General features: G+C 59.1%; 19 protein-coding genes. 17 read left to right on the top strand and 2 right to left on the bottom strand.

Annotation, left to right across the window (positions count from 1 at the left end; all coding sequences use genetic code 11):
- Positions 1–87 precede the first annotated feature (87 nt).
- From MMG91_RS20505 to recX, 15 genes are all read left to right on the top strand, one after another.
- Positions 88–597, top strand: a complete 510-nt coding sequence (locus MMG91_RS20505) for a phage baseplate assembly protein V (RefSeq protein ID WP_310660529.1) — start codon at positions 88–90, stop codon at positions 595–597.
- Positions 597–995 carry a phage GP46 family protein gene (locus MMG91_RS20500; RefSeq protein WP_310660528.1) on the top strand — a complete coding sequence of 133 codons (399 nt, stop codon included), beginning with the start codon at positions 597–599 and terminating at the stop codon, positions 993–995. The genes MMG91_RS20505 and MMG91_RS20500 overlap by 1 nt, the downstream gene beginning before the upstream one ends.
- Positions 985–2,028, top strand: a complete 1,044-nt coding sequence (locus MMG91_RS20495; RefSeq protein WP_310660527.1) for a baseplate J/gp47 family protein — start codon at positions 985–987, stop codon at positions 2,026–2,028. The genes MMG91_RS20500 and MMG91_RS20495 overlap by 11 nt, the downstream gene beginning before the upstream one ends.
- Complete coding sequence (locus MMG91_RS20490; protein ID WP_310660526.1) at positions 2,016–2,615, top strand: putative phage tail protein; 600 nt, start codon at positions 2,016–2,018, stop codon at positions 2,613–2,615. Before MMG91_RS20495 ends, MMG91_RS20490 begins: the two co-directional genes overlap by 13 nt.
- Positions 2,616–2,626: 11 nt before the next feature.
- Entirely contained in the window at positions 2,627–3,775 is a 1,149-nt protein-coding gene (locus tag MMG91_RS20485; protein ID WP_310660525.1) for a phage tail protein, read from the top strand.
- Positions 3,772–4,287, top strand: a complete 516-nt coding sequence (locus tag MMG91_RS20480; protein WP_310660524.1) for a phage tail protein — start codon at positions 3,772–3,774, stop codon at positions 4,285–4,287. The genes MMG91_RS20485 and MMG91_RS20480 overlap by 4 nt, the downstream gene beginning before the upstream one ends.
- Positions 4,288–4,419: 132 nt before the next feature.
- Positions 4,420–5,460 (top strand): phage tail protein, encoded by a 1,041-nt coding sequence (locus MMG91_RS20475; RefSeq protein ID WP_310660523.1) that lies wholly within the window; start codon positions 4,420–4,422, stop codon positions 5,458–5,460.
- A 7-nt stretch (positions 5,461–5,467) separates the two neighbouring features.
- Positions 5,468–6,058: a tail fiber assembly protein gene (locus MMG91_RS20470; RefSeq protein ID WP_310660522.1), complete on the top strand. Its 591-nt coding sequence runs from the start codon at positions 5,468–5,470 to the stop codon at positions 6,056–6,058.
- Between the two features lie 68 nt (positions 6,059–6,126).
- Positions 6,127–7,023 (top strand): phage tail protein, encoded by an 897-nt coding sequence (locus MMG91_RS20465; RefSeq protein WP_310660521.1) that lies wholly within the window; start codon positions 6,127–6,129, stop codon positions 7,021–7,023.
- The gene (locus tag MMG91_RS20460) at positions 7,024–7,470 is read left to right on the top strand and encodes a phage tail assembly chaperone (protein ID WP_305504897.1); all 447 of its coding nucleotides are present in this window, start codon (positions 7,024–7,026) and stop codon (positions 7,468–7,470) included. It begins immediately after the preceding gene.
- Between the two features lie 55 nt (positions 7,471–7,525).
- Entirely contained in the window at positions 7,526–8,089 is a 564-nt protein-coding gene (locus MMG91_RS20455) for a glycoside hydrolase family 19 protein (protein ID WP_310660520.1), read from the top strand.
- The gene (locus MMG91_RS20450) at positions 8,071–8,583 is read left to right on the top strand and encodes a lysis system i-spanin subunit Rz (protein WP_310660519.1); all 513 of its coding nucleotides are present in this window, start codon (positions 8,071–8,073) and stop codon (positions 8,581–8,583) included. The genes MMG91_RS20455 and MMG91_RS20450 overlap by 19 nt, the downstream gene beginning before the upstream one ends.
- Positions 8,584–8,663: 80 nt before the next feature.
- Positions 8,664–9,164 carry a CinA family protein gene (locus MMG91_RS20445; RefSeq protein ID WP_310660518.1) on the top strand — a complete coding sequence of 167 codons (501 nt, stop codon included), beginning with the start codon at positions 8,664–8,666 and terminating at the stop codon, positions 9,162–9,164.
- Between the two features lie 83 nt (positions 9,165–9,247).
- The gene (gene recA / locus MMG91_RS20440) at positions 9,248–10,300 is read left to right on the top strand and encodes a recombinase RecA (protein WP_008072704.1); all 1,053 of its coding nucleotides are present in this window, start codon (positions 9,248–9,250) and stop codon (positions 10,298–10,300) included.
- A gap of 8 nt (positions 10,301–10,308) precedes the next feature.
- Positions 10,309–10,776 carry a recombination regulator RecX gene (recX, locus tag MMG91_RS20435; RefSeq protein WP_048393833.1) on the top strand — a complete coding sequence of 156 codons (468 nt, stop codon included), beginning with the start codon at positions 10,309–10,311 and terminating at the stop codon, positions 10,774–10,776.
- 41 nt (positions 10,777–10,817) lie between these two features.
- On the opposite strand, the gene MMG91_RS20430 is transcribed toward recX, so the two are convergent.
- Positions 10,818–11,936, bottom strand: a complete 1,119-nt coding sequence (locus MMG91_RS20430) for a TIGR00730 family Rossman fold protein (protein ID WP_305504904.1) — start codon at positions 11,934–11,936, stop codon at positions 10,818–10,820.
- A gap of 489 nt (positions 11,937–12,425) precedes the next feature.
- On the opposite strand from MMG91_RS20430, the gene MMG91_RS20425 reads away from it, so the two are divergent.
- Positions 12,426–12,620, top strand: coding sequence for a hypothetical protein (locus MMG91_RS20425; protein WP_305448436.1), 195 nt, complete (start codon positions 12,426–12,428; stop codon positions 12,618–12,620).
- Here MMG91_RS20425 and MMG91_RS20420 read toward each other — a convergent pair whose 3' ends face one another.
- Positions 12,621–13,046: a PA3611 family quorum-sensing-regulated virulence factor gene (locus MMG91_RS20420; RefSeq protein ID WP_305448437.1), complete on the bottom strand. Its 426-nt coding sequence runs from the start codon at positions 13,044–13,046 to the stop codon at positions 12,621–12,623.
- Positions 13,047–13,235: 189 nt separating this feature from the next.
- On the opposite strand from MMG91_RS20420, the gene MMG91_RS20415 reads away from it, so the two are divergent.
- Positions 13,236–13,979, top strand: a complete 744-nt coding sequence (locus MMG91_RS20415) for a tRNA-uridine aminocarboxypropyltransferase (protein WP_008072711.1) — start codon at positions 13,236–13,238, stop codon at positions 13,977–13,979.
- Positions 13,980–14,089 lie beyond the last annotated feature (110 nt).

Genomic DNA, 14,089 nt, shown 5'->3' with positions numbered 1-14,089 from the left:
CACATTCAACATCAAGGTGACTGACCCGCCGCTTTCGCAGGCAAGCCAGCTCCCACAAGAGCGGCGGTCGCCTTCAAGGAAAATCCAATGAGCCTACTGACACGCCTCCTGGCGCGCGGCACTGTCGTGCTCGCCAACTCGGCCACCAAGCTTCAATCGCTGCAAATGCGCCTCACCGCCGGCGAAGTTAACGACGACATGGAGCACTTCGAACCCTACGGTTTCACCAGCAATCCACTGGCCGGCGCCGAAGGTGTCGCCACGTTTCTGGGCGGTGATCGCTCCCACGCCATCGTGCTGGTGGTTGCCGACCGTCGCTACCGCCTCCAGTCCCTGGCTGCTGGCGAAGTGGCGATCTACACCGATGAAGGCGACAAAATTCACTTCAAGCGCGGGCGGATCATCGACATCGAAACCGCCACCCTGAACATCCGCGCCAGCAGCGCGGTGAACATCGACACACCGACCCTGACCCAGACCGGCAAGATCGTCTCCCAGGGCGATCAGATTGCCGGCGGTATCAGCCAGATCAAACACGTGCATGTCGGCGTTCAAGCGGGCAACGGCCAGACCGGCGCACCGGCGGGAGGGCAGTGATGTTGATCAGCCAAAACCTCCACGCCGCACTGACCCGCGCAGTGTTGATCAGCCTGTTCACCTGGCGCCGTGCCGCCGATGACGATGCCCTCGACGACGAAGAGCGTTTCGGCTGGTGGGGCGACAGCTTTCCTACGGTGGCCGACGACCGCATCGGTTCGCGGTTGTGGCTGTTGCGCCGGGTCAAGCTGACCCGACAAACCCAGATGGACGCCGAGTTCTATGCCCGCGAAGCCTTGCAATGGCTGATCGACGACGGCCATTGCAGCGCCATCGACATCATCAGCGAACGCCTCGACGCCCAGCGCCTGAACCTGCGCATGGTCCTGACCCTGGCCGACGGCGAACGTCTGGACATCAACCCTGATAACAGTTGGCAGGTGATCTATGCCGTTTGAAACCCCTTCGCTGCCGGTGCTGATCAAGCGCACCCAAAGCGACCTGGCCAGCGATTCGCTGCGCCAGTCCGATGCACAAGTGCTGGCCCGCACCCTCGGTGGCGCCGCCTATGGCCTGTATGGCTACCTGGACTGGATCGCCGAACAGATTCTCCCGGACAAGGCCGATGAGTCGACCCTGGAACGGATCGCCGCACTGCGCCTGAACCAGCCGCGCAAACCCGCACAAGCGGCCAGCGGCAGCGTCAGCTTCACCGCCAGCGTCGGTGCCGTGCTGGACGTCGACACCCTGCTGCAATCGAGCGACGGTCGCACTTACAAAGTGACCGCCGCGCGCACCACCAGCAATGGCCTCAACAGCACCACCATCGCCGCGCTCGAGGCCGGCAGCCTGGGCAATGCCGAGGCCGGTCTGGCGCTGATTCCGGTGCAGCCGATTGCAGGAATCGTCGGCAATAGCTTTACCGTGCTGGCGCCGGGACTCAACGGCGGGGTGGCGCGGGAAAGCCTGGAGTCATTGCGTGCACGGGTTATTCGCTCCTACCGCATCATCCCCCACGGCGGTTCGGCCCAGGACTATGAAACCTGGGCCCTGGAATGCCCTGGCGTGACTCGCGCCTGGTGTCGTGGCGGTTTGTTGGGGCCGGGCACGGTCAGCCTGTTCATCATGCGTGACGACGACCCGCAACCGGTGCCGAACGACGAACAACTGGCCGAAGTCCAGGCCTACATCGAGCCGCTGCGCCCGGTCACCGCCGAGGTGCATGTGCAACGGCCGGTTCAGGTACCGGTCGTCTATCACCTGACGCTGAGCCCCGACACCACAGCCATACGCGCCGCCGTCGAAGCGCAACTGCGAGACCTGCATAACCGTGAAGCCGACCTCGGCCAGAAATTGTTGATCAGTCACATCCGTGAAGCCATCAGCAGCGCCAGTGGTGAATACGACCACTCACTCACCTCGCCCGTCGCCGATGTCCCCGCCAATCAAAGCGAATTGCTGACATTCGGAGGTTGCGTATGGGGGGCATAAGAACCGCCGCGCAATACCACGCCCAACTGCGCAGCCTGCTGCCCAGCGGGCCGGCCTGGGATCCCGAACAAGTTCCTGAGCTCGAAGAAGTGCTCGAAGGCGTCGCCCAGGAACTGGCCCGCCTCGACGCCCGTGCCGCCGACCTGCTCAACGAAATGGACCCGGCCGGCGTCAGCGAGCTGGTGCCCGACTGGGAGCGGGTAATGAACCTGCCCGACCCATGCCTGGGCACCACGCCGCTGTTCGACGACCGCCGTCTCGCGGTACGCCGCCGCCTGCTCGCGGTCGGCAGCCAGGCCGTCGGCTACTACCTCGAAATCGCCAAAAGCCAGGGTTACCCGAACGCCACCATCACCGAACTGGAAGCCCCACGTATGGGGCGTTCGCGTTTCGGCGCGGCGCACTGGGGCACCTGGGAAGCGCAGTTCATGTGGACGCTCAATACCGGTGGGCGATTGCTGTTGGGCCGGCGTTTTGGGGCCAGTTACTGGGGCGAGCGCTTCGGCGTGAACCCGGGGTCTGCGCTGGAGTGTTTGATCCATCGCAGCGCACCGGCGCATACCAAGGTGCACATCAATTATGACTAGGGAGTAGAGGGATGGATTATCCGAAAAGTGTGCCCAGCGCCGGGTTGGTGAATGGGAAGTTTGTGGATGAGAACCCGCTGACCGGGACGCCGGGGTCGTTGATTCCGGCGGAATGGGGGAATGGGGTGACGCAGGAGATTGTGAACGTCATCAAGGCTGGGGAGTTGACTCCGGATGAGACAAAGTACGATCAGTTGCTGCAAGCCATTCGGAGCGTGTCAGCCAAGGGCTGGAATCTGGATTCGGCATTGCCGATCGGCTCATTGCCGCCGGCCACGGCGGCGACGGCGGATGGGCGTTTGGCGGTGACCCCGGCGGCAGTTTCGACCAACGGCGGCCGGGTGTCGATTCCGGCAGGGGTGTTGGTCAGCATTGGCCAGGAAGTCGCCGCGGGGCAATTGGGCAGGGCGCGGACGTTCACTACCCAAGCGTGGAGCAGTGATTTGTTGCCGACCTCCAGCTACTTTTTGCGGGCACAGGTGATCGGTGGTGTGCTGACGTTCTACATGCAGCGCGGAACAATCTATGACGCCACGCCCGAAGGTTTAAAGGGCACTGTCGATGGCGGGGCGGGGGGCGGTTTTCAATCCACGCCGCTGGATATCTGCATTGCCTGGGTGATGACGGCTGCGCCGGGTTCCGTGCCGATCATCAGGCCGATCTACAACCGTAACCGGTTGGCGTGGACGCAAACCGTCAACGGCAGCGGTGTGGTTTACCTGCCTCTGGATCCTCATGCCCGGGCGGCACGTCTGGTGGTGGGGAACCCGACACCTTCGGCGACGGAGATCTCGGCGGTGTCGTTTGCGCCAGCAGGTTGGGTTGGCGGCAACTACTGCTTTCTCTCACCGGCGCTGACCACCAGCTCCAATCACGATGCTGGTTGGACGAACCCGATGCCGTGCGTGATCTTTACCAATAACTTTGTCAACGACGTCACGGTCACGACCCTGACCGCCAGTTTCGACCATGCGCAATTGCGTTCGTTGTGGCAGTCCTATCAGGCCGAACACATGCTCGGTTCGACCAGCGCCGTCAGCGATGAGTTGCTGTTCAGTATGGGGATCAAGAACCACCCCGTGTCGGATTATGCCGCTGGAATCGCGGTCAACTTCTCGGCGGCAGTCAATGTCAGTCTTTCTTGGGAGTTGATTCGATGAACGTTATTCAAGAGCTGCATCAGTTCGAGGACGGTCTGCGTCCCGCACAGCCTTCTGCCGCCCATGATTGGGACGGTGAAAAATGGGTTCTGGACGCCGTGAAAGTCGCCCAGCTGGAACAACAGGAAACCGAACGCCTGTGCGCCAAAGTCGATGCCGCGGTAGACAAAGCACGCATTGCCCTGGCCGGTGATCCACTCAAAGCCATGGAATACGCCCAGGCCGCCGTCGACGCGCAGTCCTACAAGGACGCGGGCTACCCGAAAAAAGACGTGCCGCTGGCCGTCGCTGCATGGGTAGTTAAAGGCCGGACGGCCAAACAGGCCGCCGAGCAGATCCTGAGCAAAGCCGCACAGTTGAGCGACAACCTGCTGACCCTGCGCACATTGCGCCTCAAGGCCAAAATGCAAATTCGCGCGCACGCGGCCAAGGGCAAGTTGGATCTGGCCCGCAGCGTGGGCGATGACGCGTTGGTGGCTATTCGTGAATTCGTCAGCGGCTTGGCTGACTAGGCGAGAGCCATTCAATTGCGCTGTTCAGGGCCCACGTATTCGTGGGTTTTTTTTTGAAAAAAGCGTGGGCGCGATTGCACTGACAACTGCGTCGACACGGACCATTTGTTATTTCAGAGGAACGATAGACGTATGGACTATCCAAAAAGCGTCCCCAGTGTCGGGCTGGTCGATGGCCGGTTTGTCGATGAAAACCCCCTCGCCGGGACGCCGGGATCGTTGATCCCGGCAGTATGGGGAAACAGTGTGACCGAAGAGCTTCTGGCCGTTATTACAGCGGCCGGAATGACGCCATCCGAAGGTGTTAACGATCAATTGTTGGCGGCCTTGAAGACGCTCCTGAATCTGGCCAGTCCCATGTCTTCGCGAGTGACTGAAGTATCGACATCAAAGGCGTTGATGCCAGAAGAGTTGGGGCTGGTACTAATTAACGCCAGTGCGACGGAGACGACTATCACCCTGCCGGCAGCGAGTTCGTTGTCAGGTGTTCGGGATGTCGTTGTTCGACGGACTGACAACAGTGTTAATCGCTTGGTAGTACAGGCCTCAGGTAATGATCGAATCAAGTTCCACACGCACTTGTCCTCAAACGGATACCCGTTTCTGGTCTTAATGGGGGCGGGGGACTGGTGGCACCTACGAAGCGATGGAACGGGCAATTGGTGGCCCGTCGGGCGATTCGATGCAACACCATTGGGAAGGATTGTTTATGAGACGACAACCGCGTTCAGCCCCGGTGGCTATGGCGCATTGAACGGCAGAGAGTTTCTTCGCTCCGAATGGCCCTGGCTTTGGGATCACGCCGTTCAGTCCGGAATGTTGCGCGCGGAAGTCGACCGCGCCGGAGGTTGGAGCAGTGGCGATGGGATCAAAACATTCCGCGCCCCGGAAGTTCGAGGTGAGTTTATCCGCGTTCTCGATGAACAGCGCGGTGTCGATACCGCTCGCGGAGCCGGTGCCTGGCAGATAGGCACGAACATTACAGGCGATAACGGAGCAGCTCCAGCGGTTCAGGGGATTGGCAACCTTGCGACAGTGGGGGTGGACCCAACAACCTTTTCTGGTCTGTCTTACTACTCTTCCGCCGCGTTTACCGAGAATCTGAGCAGTGGTTATTGGGGGATGAGTCGCCCCAGGAACATTGCTTATCCAGGTCGAATGAAACTAATTTGAGGTGCATATGGCTTATTACTATTTAAATGAAAGTTCTCAAGAGTTGACCGGCCCAGTCGAGTTGCCGGTCATTCCTGGTATGGGCGTTGTATTGCCGGGCAATGCGATCGAGTTGCCGGAAGTTCTGCCACCAGCCGAAACTGGTTATGTATGGGTGTGGCGTAACGGTGCCGCGTCGCAACTGATCGATTTGCGCAACCACCTGGTGTATCGCAAAGACACCGGCGGTCCTCAATATTGGTACGAATTGGGTCCGTTGCCTGACTATCTGACTGTCAAGCCTCGCCCCGGCGAATACTATGTTTGGCTGAATGATGACTGGGCGCTGGACTTGGCTGCCGAACGAACAGGCAAAACCGCTCAAGCCGGCGCCGAGCGAGACAATCGTCTGCGTGAGGTGGTTATTCGCGTCGCACCGCTGCAATACGCTTATGAACTGGGTGAGGCTACCAATGTTCAACTGGCCACTCTGCAAGAGTGGAAACGCTATACGCTCAAGTTGATGAACATTGAACAGCAACCTGATTTTCCACTGATCATTGACTGGCCGGCTTCGCCTGTCAGCATACGTAGTCGTATAAACCCCGAAACTTACTAATAACTGGAAGTGCAGCCTTGTGTTGCCAGCACGCGGCTGCCTGCAAAATACCAACGGAAGGATATACCGTGGACTATCCCAATAGCGTCCCCAGCGCCGGACTGGTGGACGGCAAGTTTGTCGATGAAAACCTGATTGCGGGGACTCCGGGTTCTTTGATCCCAGCCAGCTGGGGTAACGGTGTCACTCTGGAGTTGTTGAAAGTCATCGAGGCTGCCGGTATCAAACCGTCAGAGGCAAGTAACGATCAACTGTTGACAGCGTTGCGCAGTAACAAGCTGTTTGTGACCGCGCCACAGTTCGACAGTGATCAGTCGGTCGCCACCACTGAATTCGTGACCCGCAGCGGTCTACAGTTTTCAGGTTTCAACGCCTTTCCCGCGAGCGCTGCGCTGACCGCAGCCAACGTGGGCGGGGTGGCGAGTTTTGGCAGCGCCACGCCGATCACGGCGACGTTGCCGTCCATCAATGGACTTGCCCATGCCAGCACAATCCATGTCATCAACGTCGGAAACGGCGTGCTGACCATCAACCCGGCTGGCGCCGAATTCATCGAGACCTGTAACGGCACGTTCGGGCCGGTCAAGCTCGGCCTCGGTGATTCGGCGCACTTCATCAAACTAAATAGCGAGTGGCGCCTATATGGGGGCTCGGTCAGCGACAAGTACGCTTCGTCCTTCTCCGGCGTTTACGGCAACGTCGGTTACCAGAAGTATCCCAGTGGCAACATTGAACAATGGGGCGTTGGCACCACGGATGCCAATGGCGATGTCTATATCACTTTCCCGATCTCGTTTCCGACGTCTTTTTCTTCGCTCGTCGCCACCCATGTGGGGGGCGACGGGGCGATGGTCATACTGGTCGGGGGCTCCGGGACCAAACAGGGCTGCCGCCTGAGAGTCCGGAATTTTTCCGGTCAGGCGCAGGCGGGATGGAGCGTGAATTATTTTGCAAAGGGCTATTGAATGAACGCGTTCAATGTTTTGTTTAGCGCAAGCACCTGTGGTGTTTATGTGCCAGGAATCAATGCGTCGGATATTCCTTCCGATGTCATCGAAATCCCCCAGGGTTATTGGATTTCGTTACTCCAAGAGTTGGCTGTAACCCCGAAAATGATTTCGGTGCGAGCCGATAACGGCTATCCCGTTCTTGTCGATACACCGCCTCTTGCGCCGGAGGAAGCCGCGAAGGCCGAGCGTCTTTGGCGTGATAGCCAGTTATCGGTCACTGACAGCATGGTTGCCCGCGACAGGGACGAACTGGAGGACGGCGGCGGCACGACATTGACCACCGATCAATACGCCGAGTTGCAGGCGTATCGCCGTGCACTTCGGGATTGGCCGCAAGGGTCATTCTTTCCTTTCAGCGAGCATCGACCCAGCGCGCCACTTTGGCTGGCTGGATATCTTTGACACGAACCAGACACTGGTCAGGGCCTGTGCAGAGACGACCCTTTTGGGGAGCTATATGACCGTTACGCAGCAACAACTACAGATCGTTATGCCCAACGCCCGCCACCAAGCGGGCGTTTTCATTTCCGCCCTCAACACCGCCATGTCTCACCGCAACATCAACACCCCCAAACGCATCGCCGCCTTCCTCGCGCAAGTCGGTCACGAATCGGGGCAGTTGCAGTACGTACGTGAACTGGGCAGTACTCAATACCTGAGCAAATACGACACTGGCACCCTGGCCGCGCGCCTGGGTAACACTCCAGCACCCGACGGCGACGGCCAGAAATACCGTGGCCGAGGCCTGATCCAGATCACCGGGCATAACAACTACCGCCAATGCAGTCTCGGCCTGTTCGGCGATGAGCGTCTGCTGGCTCTGCCTGAACTGCTGGAGCAGCCTCAGTGGGCAGCCGAATCAGCGGCGTGGTTTTGGGAGCAAAACGGCCTGAATGAACTGGCCGACCGTGACCAGTTCAACAGCATCACCCGCCGGATCAACGGCGGGTTGAACGGGCTGCAGGGTCGTCTGGAAATCTGGGCGCGGGCGAGGGCGGTGTTATGCCAGCCTTCGGTCTGATCGGCTGGCGACTGATCGGTCTGCTGGTGCTGGTCGGTTGTTCGGCGACGTTGGCCTGGCAGTTTCAGGATTGGCGCTATGGCCGGCAACTGGCGGAGCAGGCCAGGATGCACGCCGAAACCCTTAATCAACTGACTCTGGCCGCCGCCACCCAGCAACAGGCCGAGCAGGACAAGCACCTGGCGCTGGAGCAGCGACTGTCGGCCAGTGAACAAACACATTATCGAGCGCTTAGCGATGCCGAACGTGATCAAGGTCGCCTGCGCGATCGTCTTGCCACTGCTGATGTGCGCTTGTCAGTCCTCCTCGATGACGCTGCCTCAATCGGTGCAGTGCCAGCCGCCTCCGGCACCGGCGGCGTGGATCATGGCGCCCCGCGAGCCAGACTTGACCCGGCGCATGCTCAACGAATTATCGCCATCACCGACGCAGGTGACCGCGGACTGATTGCCCTGCAGGCGTGTCAGGCCTACGTCAGAGCCCTCGCACGCTAACATTTTGATCGATCCTGAACCTTGCAAGCGTGATCGGCTCGTGTACGGTAGGCCTCATTCCGCTCGATCAGGAGAGAGTCGTGAAAGATATCACTCAGCTGGCCGCTGAACTTGGCAGACGCTTGCAGGTTCTCAATGCCCACGTCACCACCGCCGAATCCTGTACCGGTGGCGGGATTGCCGAGGCGATCACCCGTATTCCGGGGAGTTCGGCGTGGTTCGAGGCCGGTTATGTCACGTACTCCAACCGCCAGAAAACCCAGCAACTGGATGTCCCGCCCGAATTGTTTCCAACGGTCGGGGCGGTCAGTCGCGAGGTGGTCGAGGCCATGGTCCGCGGTGCGCAGGAAAAAAGCCGGGCGCGGTTTGCCGTGGCGGTCAGTGGTGTGGCTGGGCCGGACGGCGGTTCGCCGAGCAAGCCCGTGGGCACGGTGTGGCTGGCCTGGGGCGTCGGTGAGCAAGTGTTCAGCGAGGTGCAGTACTTTCCCGGTAACCGTGACGAGGTCCGCCGACAAACGGTGAAGGCCGCGCTAGAGGGGCTGCTGCGACATACCGCTGGAGAAATCTCAAATCAGGGGTAGGCGATCCTGAAACGCTGTGGAATAATACTGGCTACTTATACAGGTGTTGGCCGTCAGGCCTTATTGATTACGTGAGGACTTTAATGGACGACAACAAGAAGAAAGCCTTGGCTGCGGCCCTGGGTCAGATCGAACGTCAATTCGGCAAGGGTGCCGTAATGCGTATGGGCGATCAGGACCGTCAGGCGATCCCGGCTATTTCCACTGGCTCTCTGGGTCTGGACATCGCGCTCGGCATTGGCGGTCTGCCAAAAGGCCGTATCGTTGAGATCTACGGTCCTGAATCCTCCGGTAAAACCACCCTGACGCTGTCGGTGATCGCCCAGGCTCAAAAAGCCGGCGCGACCTGCGCATTCGTCGATGCCGAACACGCCCTCGACCCTGAGTACGCCGGCAAACTGGGCGTCAACGTCGACGATCTGCTGGTTTCCCAGCCGGACACCGGTGAGCAGGCCCTGGAAATCACCGACATGCTGGTGCGTTCCAACGCGGTAGACGTGATCATCGTCGACTCCGTGGCCGCTCTGGTGCCAAAGGCAGAAATCGAAGGCGAAATGGGCGACATGCACGTGGGCCTGCAAGCCCGTCTGATGTCCCAGGCGCTGCGTAAAATCACCGGTAACATCAAGAACGCCAACTGCCTGGTGATCTTCATCAACCAGATCCGTATGAAAATCGGCGTGATGTTCGGCAGCCCGGAAACCACCACCGGTGGTAACGCGCTGAAGTTCTACGCATCGGTTCGTCTGGACATCCGCCGTACTGGCGCGGTGAAAGAAGGTGATGAAGTCGTCGGTAGCGAAACCCGCGTCAAAGTCGTGAAGAACAAGGTGGCTTCGCCGTTCCGTCAGGCCGAGTTCCAGATTCTTTACGGCAAGGGCATCTACCTCAACGGTGAGATGATCGACCTGGGTGTTCTGCACGGTTTCGTCGAGAAATCCGGTGCATGGTATGCCTACGAAGGCACCAAGATCGGTCAGGGCAAGGCCAACTCGGCCAAGTTCCTGGCGGACAACCCGGAGATCGCCGCGAAACTTGAGAAGCAACTGCGCGACAAGTTGCTGTCTCCAGCGCCGGACGTCAAAGCATCGCCGGTCAAAGAGACGGCTGATGACCTGGCTGACGCTGATATCTGATTGATCCGATGACCGCCGTACTCGATACACTCGTCGCGGTGCGGCGAACCGCGATGGACCTGCTCGCGCGACGCGAGCACGGTCGAGTCGAGCTGACGCGTAAACTGCGTCAGCGCGGCGCCCTCCCTGAAATGATCGACACAGCACTCGACCGCTTGACGGAAGAGGGCCTGTTGTCCGAGTCCCGTTACCTCGAGAGCTTCGTTTCCTACCGTGCCCGTTCCGGTTATGGCCCTTTGCGAATTCGCGAAGAGTTGAGCCAGCGCGGTCTGCAACGTACTGACATCGAACTGGCGTTACGCGAGAGCGGTATCAATTGGCAGGAACAACTGGAAGACACCTGGCGGCGCAAATTTGCTGGGCACCTACCGATAGACGCCCGGGAACGTGCCAAACAGGGCAGGTTCCTGAGTTATCGGGGGTACTCCATGGAAATGATCAGCCGCTTGTTCAGCGGCCGAGGGATGGACGATTAAATAAAACGGCCCGCTATTTCGATAGCGGGCCTTTTTTTGCTTCACGTCACCTTGAACGGCTCACGCGCGCGTTGTTTCGCCTGGGGTTTGGACTGGGCCCAGTTTTCCGGCAGGTTGATGTAATCCACCAACTCCCGTAGACGACCATGATCACGGGCGTTGAAGGTGAAGGCCAGTCGCGCCAGATGGCTGAACTGTGCTTCGTCGTGCTCCTCACCGCTGTAGGCATGTTGATGGAAATGATCGCTCAGGCACAGGTCGGCGAACGCCTCTTGCATGTGTTCGAGTGCCCGGTCGCTGAGTTTGTGGTTCATGCGAATCACGAACTGATGCTTGAGCCAGCGGCTGGAGTGGAAGTTGCTGTAGAACTGGTTGATCTGCTCCACTGCCTCTTCGGCGCTGTAGACCAGACTCAACAGCTTCATGTCGGTCGGCAGGATGTAGCGATTCTCCTCCAGTTGGTGGTGAATGAAATCCAGCGCGCCTTGCCAGAACTTGCCGCCCGGCGCATCCAGTAGCACCACGGGCACCAATGGGCTTTTGCCGGTCTGGATCAGGGTCAGCACTTCCAGCGCTTCATCCAGCGTACCGAAACCGCCCGGGCACAGGACCAGCGCATCGGCTTCCTTGACGAAGAACAGCTTGCGGGTAAAGAAAAAGTGGAAGGGCAGCAGATTCCCGGTGCCATTGACCGTGGGATTGGCATGTTGCTCGAAGGGCAGGGTGATATTGAATCCCAAGCTGTGTTCCAGGCCGGCACCTTCGTGGGCCGCCGCCATGATGCCGCCGCCGGCACCGGTGATGACCATCATGTCCGAGCGTGCCAGAGCGGCGCCAAGCTCTCGGGCCAAACCATACAATGGGTGTTCTATCGGCGTGCGGGCCGAGCCGAAAACGGTGACTTTGCGTCGTCCCTTGAACTGCTCCATCACACGGAAGGCATGCTCGAGTTCGCGCAAGGCTTGCAGGGTGATCTTGGCATTCCAGCGGTTGTGATCTTCCTGGGCCATGCGCAGCACAGTGAGGATCATGTCGCGGTAAATCGGGATGTTGGGGCTGTTGGGTGAAACCAGGTTGAGTTGTTCTTCGACCTTGCTGGTGAGGTCGTGGCCGCTTTCTTGAAAATGACGGCTCAGGAGGTCATTCGGTTGGTAAGGCATTCAACTTCTCCTTCTGCACAGAACCCTTGGCCCGACAAAACAGTCGTCGGCGCCGCGACACCCCTTGTGTCGCTGTCTGCCCAAGCCCTTGCCTGGGCGCTCCACCTGACTCGTTTGCAATCGAGCCATCCATACGGGCTCTGCTTATCCCTTGAATGAAAGAAACGTTTGCACAATAAGACACGCAATGGGCAGCCCCTTTTCTGCCCTGAAAAAAATCAACGTGAACACTATGAATTTAGACCCTCGCAACGATTTGCGCTGCTTGATCATTGCGCCGCAAAGTCTTTCCTGGCAACCGCTTATTGACGATTTGCAAGGTGCTTTCACCGCTCGTCTGAACGCAAGCCGTATGTCCTGCGCTCTGATTTACTAAGTTACAGGCGTGACACGACAACTTTGCGTCAATGGCAGGACGCAACGTTCAAGCAATTCAGGGATTTTTCGCGTGATCAACGACGATCAATGCGTGCAAGGAGGCGGGAAACCATGCCCAGAGTCACTCTGGAAATCGATGCGCAACTGTATCGATTGCTGAAGTTATCAGCCGAGACCAATCATTTGAGTCTCGAAGAGGAGTGCTGCCGACGTCTGGGGGGCGGAGAGCGACGTTCGCGCTACTTGCAGGCGCTGTTGGCAGAACTGCGCGCCGAGGATGAACAGCGGCGCGCTACTTCCCGATAGTTACTTCTTCTTCGTCGGGGTCGCTTTCGGGCAATCCGATTCCTGGAAGCTTGCGGAGCCGACCGGGCGGTTGGTTTTCACTTCGGTGAAGTCATAACGCATGATCGCACCTTTGGCCATCAGCTTGCGGAAGCCTTCGTTTCTGCAGACGGAGGCGCCTAGCTGGAAGTACACGGCTTTCGGATCGGCGCGCATTTTGTCGGCGTGGCTGCTTTGAACGCTCAGATGGTTGATCAGCTGTTTGCCTTCGACGGTATAACCCTGATCCAGAATGTCTTCGTTGATCGCACGTGGCGTGCCGACACTGCTTTGTACGGCGACGTTTCGCAGCTCTCTGTTGAGATTCTGCTCACTCAAGGACGCAGCCTGGGCACTGAAGGACGACGCCAGCAAAACGGCAGCGGTGGGAACGATAAGGCGCAGCATGAAACTCTCCTGGTTCAGTGACTGGTGGTTCGACCAGCCACGTGACTGTGCGTTCAGTGGCGGCGAATTATAGGGGAGGTGGCCTGGTCGGTACAGGCTTGCGCCGACCGCTCTGGTAAACTGCTGGCCTTTATTGCCTTGCCGAGTGCCGCTTGTGTCGAGTTTTCCTGTCTGCCGGTGTTGCCCACGATGAACCACGCCCCCAACGCCGTAGCCCGCTTGCGCGATCAGCGAGAGGAAGAGGGCATCAAGCCAATTCAGGCCCGTGGCTGGCGAGCAACCCGTTGCCGTGCCTGCCGTGTGATCGAGAGCCACTGTCTGTGCGCCTGGCGCCCGCAGGTCGACACCCGTAGCGGCGTGTGCCTGATCATGACCAATAAAGAAGTGTTTAAACCAAGCAACACCGGTTGGCTGATTGCCGATGTGGTGCGCGACAACCATGCATTCATCTGGTCACGTACTGAAATCGATGAACAACTGCTGGCGCTGTTGGCCGACCCGCAATGGCAGCCATATCTGGTGTTTCCGGGCGAATACGTCGAGCCCGAGCGAGTTACCCACAGCGTCGAGGTCGATAGCACCAAGCGTCCATTGTTCATTCTGCTGGACGCCACCTGGACCGAAGCCCGGAAGATTTTCCGCAAAAGCCCCTATTTTGATGCGTTCCCGATTCTGAGCCTGCTTCCTGAGAAACTTTCACGGTACCGATTGCGCAGGTCCACTCGTAGCGAGCACCTGTGCACGGCCGAAGTGGCGGCGCTATGCCTCGATCTTGCTGGTGATACAGACGCTGCATCGGCACTGGACGCTTATTTTGATGTGTTCAGCCAGCATTACCTGGACGCTAAACATCAGCTGGATATGAATGTTGCAACACCGGCCCATGCCGAGCTGATGCCCTTTGTGCAGCACGCGGCGCCCGTCATCTGCTGAGCATCGCCCATACTGCAGAGAACCAGGCTCGTTGGCGGGGCCACGCAACTTGACCACCCCGGCTTCGCTGGGCATGCTTGGCGCCGATTAGGGCGCGGCCAAAGTTTGAA

The sequence above is a fragment of the Pseudomonas sp. JL3 genome (assembly GCF_031570575.1).
GTDB lineage: Bacteria > Pseudomonadota > Gammaproteobacteria > Pseudomonadales > Pseudomonadaceae > Aquipseudomonas > Aquipseudomonas cucumis.
Note: the sequence above shows the minus strand (reverse complement) of the source record. Positions and strands in the feature narration are given on the sequence as shown.

Bases quoted from the DNA above. Each gene is read 5' to 3' on its own strand.
- MMG91_RS20505 (WP_310660529.1), top strand. From the start codon at position 88: ATGAGCCTACTGACACGCCTCCTGGCGCGCGGCACTGTCGTGCTCGCC.
- MMG91_RS20500 (WP_310660528.1), top strand. From the start codon at position 597: ATGTTGATCAGCCAAAACCTCCACGCCGCACTGACCCGCGCAGTGTTG.
- MMG91_RS20495 (WP_310660527.1), top strand. From the start codon at position 985: ATGCCGTTTGAAACCCCTTCGCTGCCGGTGCTGATCAAGCGCACCCAA.
- MMG91_RS20490 (WP_310660526.1), top strand. From the start codon at position 2,016: ATGGGGGGCATAAGAACCGCCGCGCAATACCACGCCCAACTGCGCAGC.
- MMG91_RS20485 (WP_310660525.1), top strand. From the start codon at position 2,627: ATGGATTATCCGAAAAGTGTGCCCAGCGCCGGGTTGGTGAATGGGAAG.
- MMG91_RS20480 (WP_310660524.1), top strand. From the start codon at position 3,772: ATGAACGTTATTCAAGAGCTGCATCAGTTCGAGGACGGTCTGCGTCCC.
- MMG91_RS20475 (WP_310660523.1), top strand. From the start codon at position 4,420: ATGGACTATCCAAAAAGCGTCCCCAGTGTCGGGCTGGTCGATGGCCGG.
- MMG91_RS20470 (WP_310660522.1), top strand. From the start codon at position 5,468: ATGGCTTATTACTATTTAAATGAAAGTTCTCAAGAGTTGACCGGCCCA.
- MMG91_RS20460 (WP_305504897.1), top strand. From the start codon at position 7,024: ATGAACGCGTTCAATGTTTTGTTTAGCGCAAGCACCTGTGGTGTTTAT.
- MMG91_RS20455 (WP_310660520.1), top strand. From the start codon at position 7,526: ATGACCGTTACGCAGCAACAACTACAGATCGTTATGCCCAACGCCCGC.
- MMG91_RS20450 (WP_310660519.1), top strand. From the start codon at position 8,071: ATGCCAGCCTTCGGTCTGATCGGCTGGCGACTGATCGGTCTGCTGGTG.
- recA (WP_008072704.1), top strand. From the start codon at position 9,248: ATGGACGACAACAAGAAGAAAGCCTTGGCTGCGGCCCTGGGTCAGATC.
- recX (WP_048393833.1), top strand. From the start codon at position 10,309: ATGACCGCCGTACTCGATACACTCGTCGCGGTGCGGCGAACCGCGATG.
- MMG91_RS20430 (WP_305504904.1), bottom strand. From the start codon at position 11,936: ATGCCTTACCAACCGAATGACCTCCTGAGCCGTCATTTTCAAGAAAGC.
- MMG91_RS20425 (WP_305448436.1), top strand. From the start codon at position 12,426: ATGCCCAGAGTCACTCTGGAAATCGATGCGCAACTGTATCGATTGCTG.
- MMG91_RS20420 (WP_305448437.1), bottom strand. From the start codon at position 13,046: ATGCTGCGCCTTATCGTTCCCACCGCTGCCGTTTTGCTGGCGTCGTCC.
- MMG91_RS20415 (WP_008072711.1), top strand. From the start codon at position 13,236: ATGAACCACGCCCCCAACGCCGTAGCCCGCTTGCGCGATCAGCGAGAG.